The following is a 19,186-nucleotide window of genomic DNA, read 5'->3' as shown; positions in this document are numbered from 1 at the left end:
CGGCGCAACCTTGCATCGGAATAGTTGCGCCTTTTTTCGCCTGCCGAAGAGCCGTAAATACGCGCTTCGGGGCACCTTATACGGAGGCAGATGCACAGACTTTTCCGCTAAAGAGCGTTCCAGTTCCTGCATGTGCCTGAGTCAAACGCAAGTAAGGGTAAAGATAATGAAGAAGGCAAAAATTAGCCTCGCCTGGCAGATCCTCATCGGTCTGGTTTTGGGTATTGCAATTGGTGCGTTGCTCAACCACTTCAGTGCCGAGAAGGCCTGGTGGATCAGCAATGTCCTGCAACCGGCAGGCGATATCTTTATCCGTCTGATCAAGATGATCGTGATCCCGATCGTCATCTCTTCCCTGATTGTCGGCATCGCCGGCGTGGGCGACGCCAAGAAGCTCGGGCGAATCGGCCTGAAGACGATCATCTATTTCGAAATCGTCACCACCATCGCCATCGTCGTCGGCCTGCTGCTGGCCAACCTGGTCCATCCAGGTGCCGGCATCGACATGAGCACGCTGGGCACGGTGGACATCTCCAAGTACCAGGCGACCGCTGCCGAAGTACAGCATGAACACGCGTTCATCGAGACCATCCTCAACCTGATTCCGTCGAACATCTTCGCGGCCATGGCTCGCGGCGAAATGCTGCCGATCATCTTCTTCTCCGTGCTGTTCGGTCTCGGTCTGTCGAGCCTGCAGTCGGACCTGCGCGAGCCGCTGGTGAAGATGTTCCAGGGCGTCTCGGAAAGCATGTTCAAAGTCACCCACATGATCATGAACTATGCGCCGATCGGCGTATTCGCACTGATCGCGGTGACTGTGGCCAACTTCGGCTTCGCTTCACTACTGCCGCTGGCCAAGCTGGTCATCCTGGTTTACTTCGCCATCGCCTTCTTCGCCTTCGTGGTGTTGGGCCTGATCGCCAAGATGTTCGGTTTCTCGGTGTTCAAGCTGATGCGCATCTTCAAGGATGAGCTGGTCCTGGCCTACTCCACCGCTTCTTCGGAAACCGTGCTGCCACGGGTGATCGAGAAGATGGAAGCCTACGGCGCGCCGAAAGCCATCTGCAGCTTCGTGGTACCGACCGGTTACTCGTTCAACCTCGACGGTTCGACCCTGTACCAGTCGATCGCGGCAATCTTCATTGCCCAGCTGTACGGCATCGACCTGTCGATCAGCCAGCAACTGCTGCTGGTCCTGACCCTGATGGTCACCTCCAAAGGCATCGCCGGTGTACCGGGCGTGTCCTTCGTGGTGCTGCTGGCCACTTTGGGCAGCGTGGGTATTCCACTGGAAGGCCTGGCGTTCATCGCCGGTGTCGACCGCATCATGGACATGGCCCGTACCGCGCTGAACGTGATTGGCAACGCGCTGGCCGTGCTGGTTATCGCACGCTGGGAAGGCATGTACGACGACGCCAAGGGCGAGCGATACTGGAACTCCCTGCCGCACTGGCGCAGCAAGGAAAAACTGCCAGCGGGCGAGATTTCCAAGAACTGACACACCACCTGTAGGAGCTGCCGCAGGCTGCGATCTGTTGATCTTGCTTTTAAAAACAAAATCAAAAGATCGCAGCCTTCGACAGCTCCTACAGTAGATTGAAGTCACCCGGTAAATCGGGTGGCAGCAGATCCATACAAACCCCGGAGAAATCCGGGGTTTGTCGTTTCTGGCGACCCCGCTATCATTCGCGGCATTCTTCGGGGGATTTGACTGATGCTTAATGGCCTGTGGCTTGGCTTCTTCATCGTGGCAGCCGTATCGGCGCTGGCGCAGTGGCTGATCGGCGGCAACGCCGGGATCTTTGCGGCGATGGTGGAAAGCATTTTCGCCATGGCCAAGCTCTCGGTCGAAGTCATGGTGCTGCTGTTCGGCACCCTCACCCTGTGGCTGGGTTTCCTGCGCATTGCCGAGAAGGCCGGGATCGTTGAATGGCTGGCCAAAGTGCTCGGCCCGCTGTTTTTGCGGCTGATGCCGGAAGTCCCGGCAGGCCACCCTGCCCTCGGCCTGATCACCCTGAACTTCGCCGCCAACGGTCTGGGCCTCGACAATGCCGCGACGCCCATCGGCCTGAAAGCCATGAAGGCGCTGCAGGAGCTCAACCCCAGTGCCACCATCGCCAGCAACGCGCAAATCCTCTTCCTGGTGCTCAACGCCTCCTCGCTGACTCTGCTGCCGGTGACGATCTTCATGTACCGCGCCCAGCAAGGCGCACCCGACCCGACGCTGGTGTTCCTGCCGATTCTGCTGGCGACCAGTTGCTCGACGATCGTCGGCTTCCTCTCGGTGGCGTTCATGCAGCGCCTGCGGATCTGGGATCCGGTAGTGTTGGCTTATCTGATTCCGGGCGCGCTGATTCTCGGTGGGTTCATGGCGTTATTGGGGACCCTTTCGGCGACGGCTTTGGCGGGATTGTCGTCGATCCTCGGCAATCTCACGCTGTTCGGGCTGATCATGCTGTTTTTGCTGATCGGCGCGTTAAAGAAAGTGAAGGTCTACGAGGCGTTTGTTGAGGGCGCCAAAGAGGGCTTCGATGTCGCGAAGAATCTGCTGCCGTATCTGGTGGCGATGCTCTGTGCGGTTGGCGTGCTGCGCGCCTCCGGGGCACTGGACTTTGGTCTGGACGGGATTCGGCATCTGGTCGAGTGGGCCGGTTGGGACACGCGGTTTGTCGATGCGCTGCCAACGGCGATGGTCAAACCGTTCTCCGGCAGCGCGGCGCGGGCGATGTTGATCGAAACGATGAAGACTTCGGGCGTCGACAGCTTCCCGGCGCTGGTCGCGGCGACGATTCAGGGCAGTACCGAGACGACGTTCTATGTGCTGGCGGTGTATTTCGGCGCGGTGGGGATTCAACGGGCGCGGCATGCGGTGGGGTGTGCGCTGCTGGCGGAGTTTGCCGGGGTCGTGGGCGCTATCTTCGTCTGCTACTGGTTCTTTGGCTGAACACACATCTAAATTGTAGGAGTGAGCCTGCTCGCGATTGCGGTTTGTCAGTCGCGATCATCGGTGACTGTCTGTCCGCTATCGCGAGCAGGCTCACTCCTACAGGGATTTTGTGTTGGGCTTAAGGTTTTTGGGGGGCCAGTTTCTGGCCTTGGTCGACTGCCCACGCGACGACTTTGGCGGTGAGGCGATCACTGGCCTGGCCAAACCCGGCGACCACTGCCGGCACCTGCACATCGCTCAACGGCTGACGCTCCTCAAACCGTCGACTGGCCAGAATCCGCTGGTCGTAGCCACGCACCAGCAACGCATCGACGCGCACCACGACGCTGGCCTGCGTCCCCTGATATTCAGTCTGGAATGCCTGCAAACTCCCGCCCAGCTCCAGATCCGCCGCAAAGTTGCTGTCATCGGTACTGAGCAACGTCACCCGGCCATCGCGCGCAAAGCCGTCGAGCAGGCGATTACGCACCAGCACCGGCGCCGGGTCGCTCCAGCGCGAGCCCTTGTAGCTGCTGATCACATCGCCCTGTGGAATCACCGCAATTGTCGGCCGGTTCAACGCCTCACTGGCCTGCAACTTGTTCAACCGTAACGACCACTGCTGCGTCGCCGCTGAACTGGCCGAGGCGGGCGTCTGGGCGGTCGGCAGGCGATAGATATCCGAGGGCTCGGACTGGGGCAGAATCGAACAGGCGCTGATCAGGCTGAAACCGGCGGCGAGGAGGGCAAGTCGAGTCAGCTTCATGGCGTGAATTCCTTGTTCTTGTCACGACCCAGCAGGTAGCCGCTGGGGTTGGCCTCAAGGCGTTGCGAGATGGCGCGCAACGAGGTCAGCGTCTCACGCAGTTCGCGGATCGCCGGGGCCAGGCCGTTGAGGCCCTGCATGCCATTGTCGAGAGAGTTTTCGTTTTTGTTCAGCAACGTGCTGATGGTCGCGGTGCTTTGCTCCAGCGACTTCATCGCCTGCTCGGCGCTGCCCAATGCTTGCTTGCCTTGATCGTTGATCAGGCCGTTGGCGTTACGCATCAGCAGCGAAGTCTGTTCGAGCATGCTGCCAGCCTGTTTGCCGACGGTCGCCAGTTGCTGCATGGCCTGTTTGATGTCGCCGCGCTGATCGTTGATGGTGCCAGTGGTTTGCTCCAGATGGGCGAGGGTCTTGCTCACACGTTCGACATTTTCGGCAGAGAACATCTGATTGGCGTTCTGCAGCAGCGCGGTGATCCCGGTCATCAAATCGTTGGAGTCATTGAGCAAGCGCGAAATAGGCGAGGGCGCTGCCACGATGGTCGGCAGATTACCGTCATGCCCACGCAGTTTCGGGCTCTCCGGCGTGCCGCCGCTGAGCTGGATAATCGAGGTCCCGGTGATCCCGGCCAGCGCCAGTTTGGCCTGGGTGTCCTCCTTGACCGGCGTGTCGCCGCCAAGACGAATCCGCGCCAGCACCCGCCGAGGGTCTTTCGGATCAAGGCGCAGGTTGATCACATCGCCGACCTTGATCCCGCTGTACTGCACCGGGCTGCCCTTGGACAAACCGCTGACCGCTTCGCTGAAGACAATCTCGTAATCCTTGAACTCGGTGTCGACACTGGACTTGGCCAGGAACAGACCGAAGAGCAGGGCGCCTGCCACCACAATCACGGTGAACAGACCGATCAACACATGATGCGCTCGGGTTTCCATGTCAGACCTCGTTGAGCAATTTGGCGGCGTCCAGCGCCGAGCGGCCGCGCGGGCCGTGGAAGTATTCGTGAATCCACGCGTCGTCGGTTTCCGAAACGACGTCGATGGGTCCTGCGACCAAGACTTTTTTCTGCGCCAGCACGGCCACGCGGTCAGTGATGGTGTAGAGCGTGTCGAGGTCGTGGGTCACCAGAAACACGCTGAGGCCGAGCGCATCGCGCAGGGTCAGGATCAATTGATCGAACTGCGCCGCGCCAATCGGATCGAGGCCGGCGGTGGGTTCATCGAGAAACAAAATGTCCGGATCCAGCGCCAAAGCACGGGCCAGCGCCGCCCGTTTGATCATGCCGCCGGACAGCGACGCCGGGTATTTGTCCGCCGCCGACAGCGGCAGCCCGGCCAGCGCCAGTTTCACCGCCGCCAGGTGCTCGGCGTCGTTGCGGCTCAAGCCGGCATGTTCGATGAGGGGCAGGGCGACGTTCTCGGTCACCGTCAGCGACGAGAACAACGCGCCTTTTTGAAACAGCACGCCGAAGCGGCGCTCGACCAGCGAACGCTCATGCTCGGACAGGCTCGGCAGATTCTTGCCGAACACTTTGACCATGCCTTCGCTAGGCCGGCGCAGACCGACAATGCTGCGCAACAGCACCGATTTGCCGCTGCCGGAACCGCCGACCACGGCGAGAATCTCGCCTTTGTACAAATCCAGATCAAGGTTCTCGTGCACGCTCTGGCTGCCGAAGCGATTGCACAGGCCACGGACTTCGATCACCGCCTCCGAAGGCGCGCGGGGTAGACGACTCACCAGCCCATCTCCATGAAGAACAGTGCGGCCACCGCGTCGAGCACGATCACCACGAAAATCGATTGGACCACCGCAGAGGTGGTGTGGGCGCCGACCGACTCGGCGCTGCCGCTGACCTTGAAGCCTTCCAGGCAACCAATCGCGGCGATGATGAAGGCGAAGATCGGCGCCTTCACCAGGCCGACCAGAAAGTGCTGAACGCCTATGTCCGACTGCAACAGCGTCAGGAACATCGCCGGCGAGATATCCAGCGACACCGCGCAGACCACGCCGCCACCGATGATCCCGCACAGCATCGCGAGAAACGTCAGCATCGGCAGCGCCACCAACATTGCCAGCACGCGCGGCACCACCAGCAACTCTATCGGGTCGAGGCCGAGGGTACGGATCGCGTCGATTTCTTCGTTGGCCTTCATCGAGCCGATCTGTGCGGTGAAGGCACTGGCGGTGCGCCCGGCCATCAGGATCGCCGTGAGCAGCACGCCGAATTCACGCAGGAACGAAAACCCGACCAGGTCCACGGTAAAAATCGTCGCGCCGAAACTGGCCAGCACCGTCGCACCGAGAAACGCCACCACCGCGCCCACCAGAAAGGTCAGCAACGCCACGATCGGCGCGGCGTCGAGGCCGGTCTGTTCGATGTGCGCGATCATCGGCGTGAGGCGCCAGCGCTTGGGCCGGAACAGGCTGCGTGCGATGGTTTCCATAATCAGGCCGATGAAACCGAGCAGTTGCAGGGTGTCTTGCCAGACCGTGTCGACGGCGCGACCGATGCGCGTCAGCAGTTGCACGCTGACGCTGATTTCCGGCTCCTTGATCGGCACGCAGAAATCGGTCATCGAGCAGTACACGGTTTGCAGCAGCGCGCGGTCGGCGGAGGTCAGGGTGCAATCGGGGTGTTCGGCGGATTGGCCGAGGCGCTCGGAACCGAGCAGTTCGACCAGCAACGAGGCGCCTGCCGTGTCGAGGGCGCCAAGGCTGTTGAGGTCGATCAGGGTGTTGGCGTCGTACTGGCCGTGGAGCTTTTCGCTCAGTTGCTTGAGCTCGGCGTAATGGACAAGCGTCCAGTCCCCCGTGACCCGCAGGCGGGCAGGGGTTATCGACGTGTCCAGTTGGGCATTGCCGCTGATCGAGCTGCTGGTCATAAGCTCCGTGCTTGTTCGTCTGCTAAGCGAACTAACGTAATAGCACGAACCGGATTACTTTTCTTTGATCGCTGTGCTGTCGGTGACTTCGAAGCGCAGCACGCCGATCACTTGGCCATCCTCGGTCAGTACGCGCACCTGCCACTTGCCCGCCGGGTTGCCGGGGAAGTTCTGCTTGTGCGTCCACGCCCGGTAGCCTTCCTTGCGCCCGCCGTGGATGTCGAGGGCGATGCGGTCGACCTCTTTGCCGTTGAACTGCCAGACGTGATAAATCCGCTCATCCAGCCCGCGCGGTGCGTTGATTGCGGTGTAGGCGTACAGGCCGTCGCCACGAATCTGCTCGGCGCTGACCGTGTCGAGGCTGGCACCGGGGGTGCGATCCTGCATTTGCGTGCTGATCGCCACGTCGGTCATCCACAACGTCGCCGGCGGCACCCATGAGCGCAGGGTCCAGCCGACAGCGCCGATACCGACGGTGATGCACAGAATCGCCACCGCGTTGCGCACCGTGCGGATCGGGAAGATCGACGCCAGGCTCGGGAACGACAACAGCACGGCAATGCCCAGCGCCCACTTGAAGCTCTGCGCCGTGGTCAGGTGCATGATCACCGGCAACGCGGTGAGCAGGGCGGCGAACAGGGTCAGGGTATGCAGCGCGAGAAACGCCCAGCGCCGGGGCGCCAGCCATTTGTAATAAAGCGGATCGACGATGGAAATCAGTGCCGCGACGCTGAGCAGGCCGGTGAAGAACAACTGGCCGCTGTTCCACGTTGTGGTGATAAAGAAAAACGGCAGGACGAAAAACAGGCTTTCCTGATGAATCATCTGCGTTGCATAGCGCAACAGCGGCTGGGGAATCTCGCGTTTGAACACGCGGGTGAAGAGGCCGGTGAGGGTGTTTTCCAGCATCAGCCAGATCCAGCTGAGCAGCATGATCACCGTGATCCAGCTCGCCAGCCCTTGCTGACGGTCGACCATGATGAAACTGCCGACCCCTGAGATGAAACCGCCAAGCGCAATGACCCCGGGATAGCGCTTCATCAGTTCGAGAATGCGCTGGATCAGGACGGGGATTTTCGGCATTTTGGCGATTCACGACTGGATAGGAAAAAACCTCGACAGAGTAGCGTCCGCCGGGCGTTGTGGCGAGGCTGCCGGTCACTTATTCGGTGCATTTCAGGGCCTCAAAAGATCGCAGCCTTCGGCAGCTCCTACATTTGGAACGCAATCCCCTGTAGGAGCTGCCGCAGGCTGCGATCTTTTGATCTTCAACCCCGCTTGCGGTGCAAACGCCAACCGATCAGGATCAGCAGCAACACACCGATACCACCCGCACTCAGCCACAACACCTGATCATCACTGATCAACGGCTTCTCGATTCGCAGATACCCCGGTTGCAGCAACAACTCACGCATGGCCTTGTTCGCCGCCTCCAGCGTCACCCCTTGCAGCTCGCGCGCCGGGTTGGCGAAACGACCATCCTGGTAATCGCCCAGTGCACTCCAGTAATAATCGGCCATCGCGCTGTTGCCTTGCACCGCCCAGGCCTGATGGGCGATGGCCGCCTGCTTGATCCGCGCGAACGTGCCAGGGTCGAGGCCGTTTTTCAGCAGATCGGCCTTGAGATCTTCGAGCACCTGAATGGCTTCGTCGACATCATCGCGATCCAGGTCGGCATTCAGGCTCATGAAGCCGACGCCGCCAAACACTTCACGCTCGGCCCACGGCCCATACGACAAACCGTGATTGAGGCGGATCTGGCGGTACAGTGCCCAGTCGAGGTAGTCCTTGAGAATGTCGAACGTCTCGTCGTACTGATCGTCCAGCACCGGTTCCGGCACCAGCCAGTGCAGCTTGGCGCTGTCGCCGATAAAACCACGGGTGAGGGTGCGTTCATGGGCGGCGCTGGTACGGATGTCCGGCAACGGCCGGTGTTCGCTCGGCTCGACCGCTTCGAGCGCGCCCCAAGTGCGTTCCAGATAGGCCGGCAGCAGTTTGTCGAGTTCACCGACGACGATCAGCGTCATGTTGTTCGGTGCGTACCAGGCCTTGCGAACCTTCTCCAATTGTTCCTGAGTCAGGTGACCGACCTCGGCGCGCTGCGGGCATTTCAGGCCCAGTTCGACCGCGAGTTGATTGCTCGCCGTGTGGCCGAGATCCTGGCGGTCGAGAAAGCGTTGCAGACGGGTGTAATGGCCGCCGTCCTCGCGCTCGACCACACGTTTGGCCGCATTGATCGCGTTGTCGTCGATGCGCGTTTGCGTCAGCAGATCAAGCAGCAAATCCAGCACTTTGCGCTGGTTTTTCGCTGGGGCCTCGATGACGAACGTGGTGTCGGCATTGCTGGTGAACGCGTTCCAGTCGCCGCCCAGCGCCTGCATGCGCTCCTCCAGACCGCCTTCGCCGGTCGCATCGATGCCGCTGAACAGTAGGTGTTCGAGCAGGTGCGGCAGCTCTTTTTCATCGCAGTCGAAATCATCGAGGCCGACGCCGACCACCAGCCGGATCGCCACGTGCCCACGCTCGGTGCCGGGTTTGAGCAGCAACTGCAAACCGTTGGGCAGCGCATAGCCTTCAACCTGAAAACGATCCAGGGCAAAGGCGGGCAGGGAACCGAACAATAGACAGGCGAACAACAGGCAACGCATAACAGGCTTCCATACAGCTGATTTGGAGATCCGTGTCGTCCGTCAGGGGCCCATCGCGAGCAGGCTCACTCCTGCATTTGGAATGCGTCCCCCTGTAGGAGTGAGCCTTGCTCGCGATAGCGGCCTGAAGGCTGAATCAATGTAACTGACTAAACCCAGCCCCAGACGTTCAAGGCGAATGCGTAATGTCGGCCATATCTTCCGACTCCAGCGCCCCGGTATCCGCCGTTTCCAGCACCACATACGCACTGCCGCAAAACAGCGAATTCAGCCGTTTCATGTCGGCAATCAGCTCCAGGTGCAGCGAACTGGTCTCGATACTCTGCACGATCTTGCGTTGTAGACGGCTGACATGCGCATGGGCCAAACGGCGCTCCTGGGCGCGAAAACGGCGTTTCTCGCGCAGCAATTGCCGGGCGCTTTCGCGATCGCCACTGAGAAACACCGACAGCCCCAAACGCAAGTTGGCGATCAGTTGCTGCTGCAAACCGGCGAGGTCCTCCAGGCCCTCTTCGGAAAACGAGCGCCGTTGCGAGGTCTTCTGCTGCTGGATTTTGCGCAACATGCGTTCGATCAGGTCGGCAGCCAATTTGAGGTTGATCGCCAGCTCGATGATCTCCGCCCATCGGCGACTATCCTGCTCGCCAAGATCCTCGCGGGGCATCTGCGCCAGGTACAGCTTGATCGCGCTGTACAGCGCCTCGACGTCGTCGGTCAGTCGGCGCATTTCCTGGGTGACGGCGGTCTGCTTGCCGCGCAACACATCGAGCGTCGCATCGAGCATGTTGTCGAGCAGATCGCCCATGCGCAGCGTCTCCCGCGCGGCGTTGGCCAGCGCCAGGCTCGGCGTGACCAGCGCGGTAGCGTCGAGGTGACGCGGCTTGGCGGTGCCGTTGACCTCCGGGCGCTCCGGCAGCAGCCAGGCGCAGAGTCGCGCCATCGGACCCACCGACGGCAGCAGAATCAGACAGCGCGCGGTGTTGTAGAGCAGGTGGAAGCCGATGACCATTTCCTGCGGGCTGAAATCGAGGCTGTCGATCCAGTGCACCAGCGGGTCAAGTACCGGGATGATCAGCAGCAGGCCAATGAGTTTGTACAACAGACTGCCCAACGCCACTTGCCGGCCGGCGGCGTTTTGCATGCTGGTGCTCATGAACGCTAGGACGCCGCTGCCGATATTGGCGCCGATCACCAGACCGATCGCCACTGGCAAACTGATCACGGCAGCCCCGGCCAGCGTCGCGGTGAGCAGCACAGCGGCGAGGCTGGAGTAGGAAATCATCGCGAACAGCGCGCCGACCAAGGCGTCGAGGAGGATGTCGCCGGTCAGCGAGGCGAAAATCACTTTTACGCCTTGGGCGTGGGTGATCGGTGCAGCGGCTTCAACGATCAATTGCAGCGCGAGTATGATCAGCCCGAGGCCGATGGACACCCGGCCCATCTGCCCGAGCCGCGTCTGTTTGCGCGACAGGAAGAAAATCACCCCGAGAAAAATCAGCAGCGGCGACAGCCACGACAGGTCGAACGTCAGCACCCGCGCCATCAGCGCGGTACCGACGTCGGCGCCGAGCATGGTCGCCAGCGCCGGAGTCAGCGCCATCAAACCCTGACCCACGAAGGAGGTGACGAGCATGGCCGTGGCATTGCTGCTCTGCACCATGGCGGTCACGACGATGCCGGCGACAAAGGCCAGCCAGCGCTTGGACATGTTCTGGCCAATCACATGGCGCAGGTTGGTGCCGTACACCCGCAGGATGCCGGTTCGGACGATGTGCGTGCCCCAGATCAGCAGGGCGACGGCGGAAAGCAGATTGAGCAGGGTGAGCATGCAGACCCCCTGTAATAGCAGTGCCTCAGAGAGGCAAGTTGACGGTACCGCGCGGTTTCTACGTTCTGATACTTAAGCTGTAGTTGGCTAACGGACTGGGCGCCAGCATTGCACAGCTAAAGAGTGGATTGAAACAAAAGTGTCATGAAAACAGGTTCATCCGCCTTATCTGAAATCAACACGGTCCTACAGATCTTGTGGCTGACCCAGGTTACTCAGTGCACCTATACAAATGTGGGAGCGAGCTTGCTCGCGAAAGCGGTGGGCCAGCCAACATTTCTGTCGACTGACACGACGCCCTCGCGAGCAAGCTCGCTCCCACAGGGGTGCTGCGTACTGCAGGGCTAGCAGATTACTGGCCCGGGATGTCCTTGCGCAGTTTCACCGGATCTTGCTGTTTCTTCTTCCGGTCAATCGCGCCGCGCAGCTTGATGTTGATCGCTTCTACCGCCAGCGAGAACGCCATGGCGAAGTAGACGTAGCCCTTCGGCACATGCACGTCGAACGACTCGGCAATCAGCACGGTGCCGACCACCAGCAGGAACGACAGCGCCAGCATCTTCAGCGACGGGTGCTTGTCGATGAACTCGCTGATCTTGCCCGACGCCAGCATCATCACCAGCACCGCCACGACAATTGCCGCGACCATCACCGGCACGTGGGACACCATGCCCACGGCAGTGATCACCGAATCCAGCGAGAAGACGATGTCGATGATCGCGATCTGGATGATGGTGTAGAGGAAGTTGCCGCCCTTGCCGCCGGGGGTATCGTCGCTTTCGTCTTCGCCTTCCAGCGCGTGGTACATCTCTTGCGAGCTCTTCCACAGCAGGAACAAACCACCGAAGAATAGAATCAGGTCGCGGCCGGAAATGCCTTGGCCGAACACTTCGAACAGGTCGGCAGTGAGGCGCATGACCCAGGTGATCGACAGCAGCAACAGGATCCGGGTGATCATGGCCAGGCCAAGACCGAAGATCCGGGTGCGCTGCTGCATGTGTTTGGGCATGCGGCTGACCAGGATCGAAATCATGATGATGTTATCGATGCCCAGAACGATTTCGAGGGCGGTCAGGGTAAAGAAGGCAACCCAGATTTCGGGGTTGGTCAGCCAATCCATGTGTATTCCTTTGAGCGAGTGTTAAACCGAAAAAGGTCCGGGCTTCAAACCGCGAAGCCAGGACCCGAAACGGTGAGTCTTGGGCTTATAGAGTGCTGAACACCGGGAAAGTCCCCAACAGCAGTGCAGCAATCAGAATGCAGATACAAACCAGGATCGCCCATTTCAGGGTGAAACGCTGGTGGTCACCAAAATCGATGCCGGCCAGGGCCACCAACAGATAGGTCGATGGCACCAACGGGCTCAGCAAGTGGACGGGCTGACCGACGATCGAGGCACGGGCCATTTCCACTGCAGTGATCCCATAGTGGCTGGCGGCTTCGGCCAACACCGGCAACACGCCATAGTAGAACGCATCGTTGGACATGAAGAAGGTGAACGGCATGCTCACCAGCGCCGTGATCACGGCCAGGTAAGGGCCGAGGAAATCCGGAATCACCGCCAACAGGCTCTTCGACATCGCGTCGACCATGCCGGTGCCGCTCAGGATACCGGTGAAGATACCCGCCGCAAAGATCAGCCCGACCACTGCCAGCACGCTACCTGCGTGAGCCGCGACGCGATCCTTCTGCATTTGCAGGCAAGGGTAGTTGACGATCATGGCAATACTGAACGCCACCATGAACAGCACCGGCAACGGCAACAGGCCGGCGATCAGGGTGCACATCAGGCCAAAGGTCAGGGCGCCGTTGAACCAGATCAGTTTCGGGCGGCGGGCATCGGGGAATTGCGAGACGCTGATTTCGCTGTGGTCGATCTCGTCGCCGATCAGGTGCAACTCACCGAGACGCGCTCGTTCACGTTTACCGTAGAAATAAGCGATAACCAGAATCGCGACGACACCTGCGGCCATCGCCGGGATCATCGGTACGAAGATGTCCGAGGGGTCGACATGCAGTGCACTGGCGGCACGGGCAGTCGGGCCGCCCCACGGCGTCATGTTCATCACGCCACCGGCGAGGATGATCAGACCGGCCATGATCCGCGGGCTCATGCCGATGCGGCTGTACAGCGGCAGCATGGCGGCAACGCAGATCATGTAGGTGGTCGCGCCGTCACCGTCGAGGGACACCACCAGCGCCAGCACGGCAGTGCCGATCGAGACCTTCAGCGGGTCACCCTTGACCAGTTTGAGGATCTTGCGCACGGCCGGGTCGAACAGGCCGGAGTCGATCATCAAGGCGAAGTAGAGAATGGCGAACATCAGCATCACACCGGTCGGCGCGAGCTTGGTGATGCCTTCGAGCATCATCGGGCCGATCTTCGGTGCAAAACCACCGAACAGGGCGAAGATGATCGGGATGATGATCAGAGCGATCAGCGCGGACAGGCGCTTGGTCATGATCAGGAACATGAACGTGATGACCATGGCGAAGCCAAGGAAAGTCAGCATGGGAATACTCCAGGCGTAGCGCGGCTAGTTGATTGAGCGGATCGGGCGGGATCAGCGCAGAACGGGAAGCACGAGACGTACGGGCGGAGAGAAAGCGAAGAGGCGGGCTACAGAGGACATCAGAATCACCATTGTTGTTGTTAATTGGGCCGTTCGTGCGAGGTATCACACGCGTTGGCCAACCGGTCTGTTGCCGGAAGTGGAGGCGATGCTAATCGGGGAAGCTTTCAGCTACCTTTCGCTGATGAAAGCTTTGAATGAACGGTCAACCGGCCGTCGGATGCGAGCCAGAGTCAATAAACACGGGAAGGGGAGCTTTCGAGATGAACCAATCGCACAGCGGCGGCTGCCATTGCGGACACATTCGTTATCAGTTCAGCGGGGCGTTGCAGGACATCGCCCATTGCCACTGTTCGATTTGCCGCCGAGTCAGCGGTGGAATCGTCACGACCTGGATCACCGTGCCGGCGGCCAATTTCCAATGGCTGGCCGGCACGCCGTCGCGTTATGACTCGTCGGCCAGTTGCGCACGGTTCTTCTGCCCGAAATGTGGCGCACAACTGGCGCTGGTGACGTTGCTCAGCCCCGAGAGTATCGACGTGACCATCGCCACGCTGGATCAGCCGGAACTGGCCCCGGCCGAGCGGCATATCTGGACTGACAACCAATTGCCCTGGCTGCATCTGGACGAGCATCTGCCAGGCGAGGCAGAAGAAACGATCTGATCAAAAAACAGACAGGTCCAGCGTGCGGATCGCGCCCATCCAGATCGCGTGCTCCGTATGGTCGAGCAAGTCATCACCGGTGTCCGGATGCAGGAACACCACCAGGCCGTTGCGATTGAGCGCCAGCCACGGCAATACCTCGCCGATAAGCTCCGGGCCGAAGGCCAGTTGGCAACTCCAGTCCGGGTGCGGGCCCACCGGGCGTTCGTGGACGCGGCCCATTTTCAGCGCAAATAACTGCGCGGCCTGCTCGCACAAGGCCCGCGCCTGCTCGATAGTCCTGGCGTCGAAATAGACATGGGCGTGGTACCCCTTGATCGCTTGCATCTGAAAGCCTCTGAATCGGTTCGAACCCTCGGCATCGCCCGTATGTCACACGCCATACAAGGGATAAGAAAAGGGATCAGCCATGAAAAATGCCGAAACCCCGGCGGTAAAAGTGGTGCTCTATGGTGCCATGAGTAGCCTGGGCAGCGCGTTGATGGCTGAATTGCTGCGTCGTCAGCACGAAGTCATCGCCATCCTCGACGATTTGACCGCACTCGCGCCGCGTCCGGGTTTGCGCACCAAAAGCGGCGATCTGTTCGATTCAGAGCGGGTCAATCAAAGCGTAGCGGGCAGTTCGGCAGTGATTTGCCTGCTGGACGCACCGGGTCTGCCGTTCAGCAGCGACCATATTGAACGGTCGGTGGTGCTCGGGCCGGTCGAGCAAGTGCTGGCGGTGGATGCCCTGGTCGATGGCCTGCAAGCGGCCAACGTTTCGCGGCTGTTTCTGGTGGGGAATTTCGCCGTGCTCGATGAGCCTGATCTGGATGATCGCCTGCAACGCCATGCCGCCGAGGAAATTCGCGAAGCGCTGCAAAGCAGCCCGTTGCACTGGACGCTGGTCAATGCCCCCCACGGCGTGGCCGGGCTGACGATTGAGCATTTCAGCCAGGTTGGCGGGAATCTGGAGCCGGGCCTGGCCGAGCCGCTGGAGCGTTTGAATCGGGTAGCGGTGGGGATTGCTGATGAGCTGCGGTTGAATTTGCATGTGGGTCAGCATGTGAATTTTGTGGCGGCTTCAGATTCGTAAAAGATCGCAGCCTGCGGCAGCTCCTACATGAGATCGGTGTAGGAGCTGCCGCAGGCTGCGATCTTTTGATTTTCAAACCGCAATCGAAGGCAACGCCAGCCCACTCAAGGACTCCGCGCTGGTCGCCTGTTCCGCCATCAACCAATCGACAAACTGCTGAATCAACACACCCCGGCGTTTGCGTTGCGGCAGCACTACGTAATAACCGAGGCGCGACAGCGTCGTTTCAGCAATAGGCCGACACAGCAAACCCTGGTTCAGCAAGTTATCCACAAGGTGCCGCCAGCCAATTGCCACACCTTGCCCGCCAATGGCAGCCTGGATCAACAGCGTGTAATTGTCGAAACGCAATTGCCCCGGCGCTGGCGGGGTTGTGATGCCGAGTTCGCGAAACAATCCACTCCAGTCAAACCAGTTGCTGCTGTTTTCCCCGCGCAGATGCAGCAAGGGAAACTCCAGCAACGCCTGAGCAGGCAGTGGCAGGGCGCGATCCTTGAGCAACTGCGGACTGCACACCGGAAACACTTCTTCGCTGAACAGCCAATGGCTTTCGCCCTGCTTGAAGCGTCCGTCGCCAAACAGGATCGCCACATCGATATCGGTGCGCAGCATGTTGTGGTTGCGTTCGCTGGTCACGAGGCTGACGTCGACCTGCGGATTGGCCGCATGAAAACGATGCAGGCGCGGCATCAGCCAATACGCGGCGAAGGCGAAATCGGTGGCAACTTGCAGAACTTCATGTTGCTGTTGTGCGCTGATCGCACTCAATCCGGCGTCGATGTTCTGCAAACCTAGCGTAACTTGCTCGAACAGAATCGCTCCCACTTCCGTCAGCTCGATGCCGCGGTAAATCCGGTCAAACAGCCGCGTGCCGAGCTGTTCTTCCAGCCGTTTGATCTGCTGACTGATTGCTGGTTGCGTAGTGCCAAGCTCAACCGCCGCGGCGGTAAAACTGCGCTGGCGAGCGGCAGCCTCGAAGGCGCGCAACAGGTCGAGGGACAGGTCACCCAAGGCATCATACATAAGCTGTGCTTATCCTAGTCATTGTCCGGCGCGGGCTTTACCGGATATAGCATGGGCTCCATGCTCGATCGCAGCAATGTCGCATAAATATTCACTATGGAATGCCGCGATCACATGAAGCGCAAGAATATTCTTTTCATCATGGCCGATCAGATGGCCGCGCCAATGTTGCCGTTCTACGGCCCATCGCCGATCAAACTGCCGAATCTTTCCCGCCTCGCCGCCCAAGGCGTGGTGTTCGACGCCGCTTACTGCAACAGCCCATTGTGCGCGCCGTCGCGCTTTACTCTGGTCAGCGGCCAGTTGCCGAGCAAGATTGGCGCCTACGACAACGCCGCCGATTTCCCTGCCGATGTTCCGACCTATGCTCACTACCTGCGCCGCCTCGGCTACCGCACTGCACTGTCGGGCAAGATGCATTTCTGCGGCCCGGATCAGTTGCACGGTTACGAAGAGCGCCTGACCAGCGATATCTACCCGGCCGATTACGGTTGGGCGGTGAATTGGGACGAGCCGGATGTACGGCCGACCTGGTACCACAACATGTCCTCGGTACTGCAGGCCGGGCCGTGCGTGCGCACCAATCAACTCGATTTCGACGAAGAAGTGGTGTTCAAGGCTCAGCAATACCTGTTCGATCACATTCGCGAGGATGGCGATCAGCCGTTCTGCCTGACCGTGTCGATGACCCACCCACACGACCCGTACACAATTCCCAAGACGTTCTGGGATTTGTATGACGACTCCGACATCCCGTTGCCTGCAACGCCGGATCAACGCGAACTCGATCCGCACTCGCGGCGCCTGCTCAAGGTTTACGACCTGTGGGATAAGCCGCTGCCTGTGGATAAGATTCGCGATGCGCGCCGGGCGTACTTCGGTGCATGCAGCTATATCGACGCCAACGTCGGCAAACTTCTGCAAACGCTCGAAGAAACCGGGCTGATTGATGACACCATCATTGTTTTTTCCGGTGACCACGGCGACATGCTCGGCGAGAAGGGCCTCTGGTACAAAATGCACTGGTACGAAATGGCGGCGCGCGTGCCGCTGTTGATCAGTGCACCGGGGCAGTTCGAATCAGGCCGTGTCAGTGCCGCGGTCTCCACCGCCGACCTGTTGCCGACCTTCGTTGAATTGGCTGGCGGCCTGCTGGAGCCGGGCCTGCCCATGGATGGCCGGTCTCTGGTTTCGCATCTGCAAGGGCAGGGCGGTCATGACGAAGTGTTCGGCGAATACATGGCCGAAGGCACTGTCAGCCCATTAATGATGATCCGTCGTGGCCCTCACAAATTTATCTACAGTGAAAGCGACCCTTGCCTACTCTTCGACCTGGACAACGATCCGCGCGAAGAGGAAGAACTCAGTCAATCGCCGCAATATCGCCAACTGTTCGACGATTTTCTCGCCGAGGCGCGGGCCAAGTGGGACATCCCGGCAATACACCGCGACGTCCTCGCCAGCCAACGCCGGCGCCGATTTGTTGCCGACGCGCTAACCATCGGCAAGCTGAAGAGCTGGGATCACCAGCCGCTGGTCGACGCCAGTCAGCAGTACATGCGCAACCACATCGACCTCGATGATCTGGAGCGCAAAGCACGTTATCCACAACCCTGCCAAAACCAATAATGTTGAGGGGAAGTCCATGCGTAAGTTATCCACAGTAGTCACGGTTGGCCTGCTCGCGCTGAGCAGCGCTTCGGCCTTCGCCGAGCAGAGTTGCGACACGGTGAAAATGGCCGACCCGGGCTGGAGCGACATCGCTGCGACCAACGCCATCACCGGGTTTCTACTGGACGGCATGGGCTACAAGGCCAAGGTCGACACCCTCGCGGTGCCGATCACCTTTGGCGGTTTGAAGGACGGCCAGGTGGACGTGTTCCTCGGCAACTGGATGCCGGCGCAGCAGGGCTTCTATGACAAGTTCGTCGCCACCGGCGACGTCACGCAACTGGCGAAGAACCTCGACGGCACCGAGTTCACCCTCGCGGTACCGGACTACGTATGGGACGCCGGTGTGCATGACTTTGCCGACCTGAACAAATACGCGGACAAGTTCGAGCGCAAAATCTACGGCATCGGCTCCGGCGCACCGGCGAATATTTCGCTGCAGGAAATCATCAAGAAGAACGACTTCAACATGGGCCAGTGGAAGCTGATCGAGTCCAGCGAACAGGCGATGCTCGCCGAAGTATCGCGGGCGGTGAAGAAACAGAAATTCGTCACCTTCCTCGGCTGGACGCCGCATCCGATGAACGTGCAGTTAAAGATGCATTACCTGAAGGGTGGCGAGAAGTACTTTGGCGACACCGGCAGCGTGTTTACGTTGACGCGTAAAGGGTATGCCGAGGCGTGTCCGAATGTGGGTAAGTTGCTGACTAATCTGTCGTTCACGCAGGCGATGGAGAACAGCATCATGGCTGAGGTGGTGAACAAGAAGGTCACGAATGCCGAGGCGGCGAAGGCGTGGATCAAGGCGAATCCGGCGGTGCTGGATAAGTGGCTGGATGGGGTTAAGACGGCTGACGGGAAGGATGCGTTGGCGGCGGTGAAAGCCAAGCTCTGATCGTGGGGTTGCTGGAATTGGGCTTGGCTTGAGATTTTTGCCCCCTCACCCCAGCCCTCTCCCCCAGAGGGGCGAGGTGGAAAGGGAGCCGATCGTCGTTGGATTCGAGACCTGAGTTCGACGCTGATTTCTCAGGTCGATGTAGCCAGTCCAAACACCTCGGTCAGTCCCCTCTCCCTTTGGGAGAGGGCCAGGGTGAGGGGCCTTTCCCCTGGCACCCTGATAACCTTG

General features: G+C 60.1%; 17 protein-coding genes. 6 read left to right on the top strand and 11 right to left on the bottom strand.

The genetic code is table 11. The annotated features are described in order from the left end of the window. Positions 1-166: 166 nt before the first annotated feature. Together gltP and P3G59_RS00270 are read left to right on the top strand one after the other, a co-directional pair. Positions 167-1,498 carry a glutamate/aspartate:proton symporter GltP gene (gene gltP, locus P3G59_RS00275; RefSeq protein WP_277759999.1) on the top strand — a complete coding sequence of 444 codons (1,332 nt, stop codon included), beginning with the start codon at positions 167-169 and terminating at the stop codon, positions 1,496-1,498. 216 nt (positions 1,499-1,714) lie between these two features. Then, a complete protein-coding gene (locus tag P3G59_RS00270) occupies positions 1,715-2,944 on the top strand; it encodes a spore maturation protein (protein WP_007911793.1) in 1,230 nt (409 codons plus the stop codon). A 121-nt stretch (positions 2,945-3,065) separates the two neighbouring features. On the opposite strand, the gene P3G59_RS00265 is transcribed toward P3G59_RS00270, so the two are convergent. The 9 genes from P3G59_RS00265 to P3G59_RS00225 form a co-directional block, all read right to left on the bottom strand. Next, on the bottom strand, positions 3,066-3,692 hold the full coding sequence (locus P3G59_RS00265; RefSeq protein WP_277759998.1) for an ABC-type transport auxiliary lipoprotein family protein: 627 nt from the start codon (positions 3,690-3,692) through the stop codon (positions 3,066-3,068). Further along, positions 3,689-4,627, bottom strand: coding sequence for an MlaD family protein (locus tag P3G59_RS00260; protein ID WP_277759997.1), 939 nt, complete (start codon positions 4,625-4,627; stop codon positions 3,689-3,691). Before P3G59_RS00260 ends, P3G59_RS00265 begins: the two co-directional genes overlap by 4 nt. A 1-nt stretch (position 4,628) precedes the next feature. Then, positions 4,629-5,432: an ABC transporter ATP-binding protein gene (locus P3G59_RS00255; protein ID WP_007911797.1), complete on the bottom strand. Its 804-nt coding sequence runs from the start codon at positions 5,430-5,432 to the stop codon at positions 4,629-4,631. After that, complete coding sequence (locus P3G59_RS00250) at positions 5,429-6,577, bottom strand: ABC transporter permease (RefSeq protein ID WP_277759996.1); 1,149 nt, start codon at positions 6,575-6,577, stop codon at positions 5,429-5,431. Before P3G59_RS00250 ends, P3G59_RS00255 begins: the two co-directional genes overlap by 4 nt. A gap of 54 nt (positions 6,578-6,631) precedes the next feature. After that, positions 6,632-7,660: a DUF5924 family protein gene (locus P3G59_RS00245; RefSeq protein WP_277759995.1), complete on the bottom strand. Its 1,029-nt coding sequence runs from the start codon at positions 7,658-7,660 to the stop codon at positions 6,632-6,634. A 185-nt stretch (positions 7,661-7,845) separates the two neighbouring features. Continuing rightward, entirely contained in the window at positions 7,846-9,225 is a 1,380-nt protein-coding gene (locus P3G59_RS00240; RefSeq protein ID WP_277759994.1) for an insulinase family protein, read from the bottom strand. A gap of 169 nt (positions 9,226-9,394) precedes the next feature. Then, positions 9,395-11,053, bottom strand: coding sequence for a Na/Pi cotransporter family protein (locus P3G59_RS00235; protein ID WP_277759993.1), 1,659 nt, complete (start codon positions 11,051-11,053; stop codon positions 9,395-9,397). 352 nt (positions 11,054-11,405) lie between these two features. Continuing rightward, the gene (locus tag P3G59_RS00230; protein WP_277759992.1) at positions 11,406-12,173 is read right to left on the bottom strand and encodes a TerC family protein; all 768 of its coding nucleotides are present in this window, start codon (positions 12,171-12,173) and stop codon (positions 11,406-11,408) included. An 85-nt stretch (positions 12,174-12,258) separates the two neighbouring features. Beyond that, positions 12,259-13,566, bottom strand: a complete 1,308-nt coding sequence (locus tag P3G59_RS00225) for a CitMHS family transporter (protein WP_277759991.1) — start codon at positions 13,564-13,566, stop codon at positions 12,259-12,261. Between the two features lie 323 nt (positions 13,567-13,889). Here P3G59_RS00225 and P3G59_RS00220 point away from each other — a divergent pair, with 323 nt between their 5' ends. Beyond that, the gene (locus P3G59_RS00220; protein ID WP_277759990.1) at positions 13,890-14,291 is read left to right on the top strand and encodes a GFA family protein; all 402 of its coding nucleotides are present in this window, start codon (positions 13,890-13,892) and stop codon (positions 14,289-14,291) included. Here the strand turns inward: P3G59_RS00220 and P3G59_RS00215 are convergent, their stop codons facing one another. Next, the gene (locus tag P3G59_RS00215) at positions 14,292-14,618 is read right to left on the bottom strand and encodes a DOPA 4,5-dioxygenase family protein (protein ID WP_277759989.1); all 327 of its coding nucleotides are present in this window, start codon (positions 14,616-14,618) and stop codon (positions 14,292-14,294) included. 82 nt (positions 14,619-14,700) lie between these two features. Here P3G59_RS00215 and P3G59_RS00210 point away from each other — a divergent pair, with 82 nt between their 5' ends. After that, positions 14,701-15,366 carry an NAD(P)H-binding protein gene (locus tag P3G59_RS00210; protein ID WP_277759988.1) on the top strand — a complete coding sequence of 222 codons (666 nt, stop codon included), beginning with the start codon at positions 14,701-14,703 and terminating at the stop codon, positions 15,364-15,366. A 72-nt stretch (positions 15,367-15,438) separates the two neighbouring features. Here the strand turns inward: P3G59_RS00210 and P3G59_RS00205 are convergent, their stop codons facing one another. Beyond that, positions 15,439-16,389: a LysR family transcriptional regulator gene (locus tag P3G59_RS00205; protein ID WP_277759987.1), complete on the bottom strand. Its 951-nt coding sequence runs from the start codon at positions 16,387-16,389 to the stop codon at positions 15,439-15,441. Positions 16,390-16,503: 114 nt separating this feature from the next. On the opposite strand from P3G59_RS00205, the gene betC reads away from it, so the two are divergent. Continuing rightward, positions 16,504-18,018 carry a choline-sulfatase gene (gene betC, locus P3G59_RS00200; protein WP_277759986.1) on the top strand — a complete coding sequence of 505 codons (1,515 nt, stop codon included), beginning with the start codon at positions 16,504-16,506 and terminating at the stop codon, positions 18,016-18,018. A gap of 16 nt (positions 18,019-18,034) precedes the next feature. Beyond that, positions 18,035-18,955 (top strand): choline ABC transporter substrate-binding protein, encoded by a 921-nt coding sequence (gene choX, locus P3G59_RS00195; protein ID WP_277759985.1) that lies wholly within the window; start codon positions 18,035-18,037, stop codon positions 18,953-18,955. Positions 18,956-19,186: the final 231 nt, after the last annotated feature.

It is taken from the genome of Pseudomonas sp. A34-9, from assembly GCF_029543085.1.
GTDB lineage: Bacteria > Pseudomonadota > Gammaproteobacteria > Pseudomonadales > Pseudomonadaceae > Aquipseudomonas.
The sequence above is the reverse complement of the archived record's forward strand: the minus strand, read 5'-3'. Positions and strand labels throughout refer to the sequence as shown.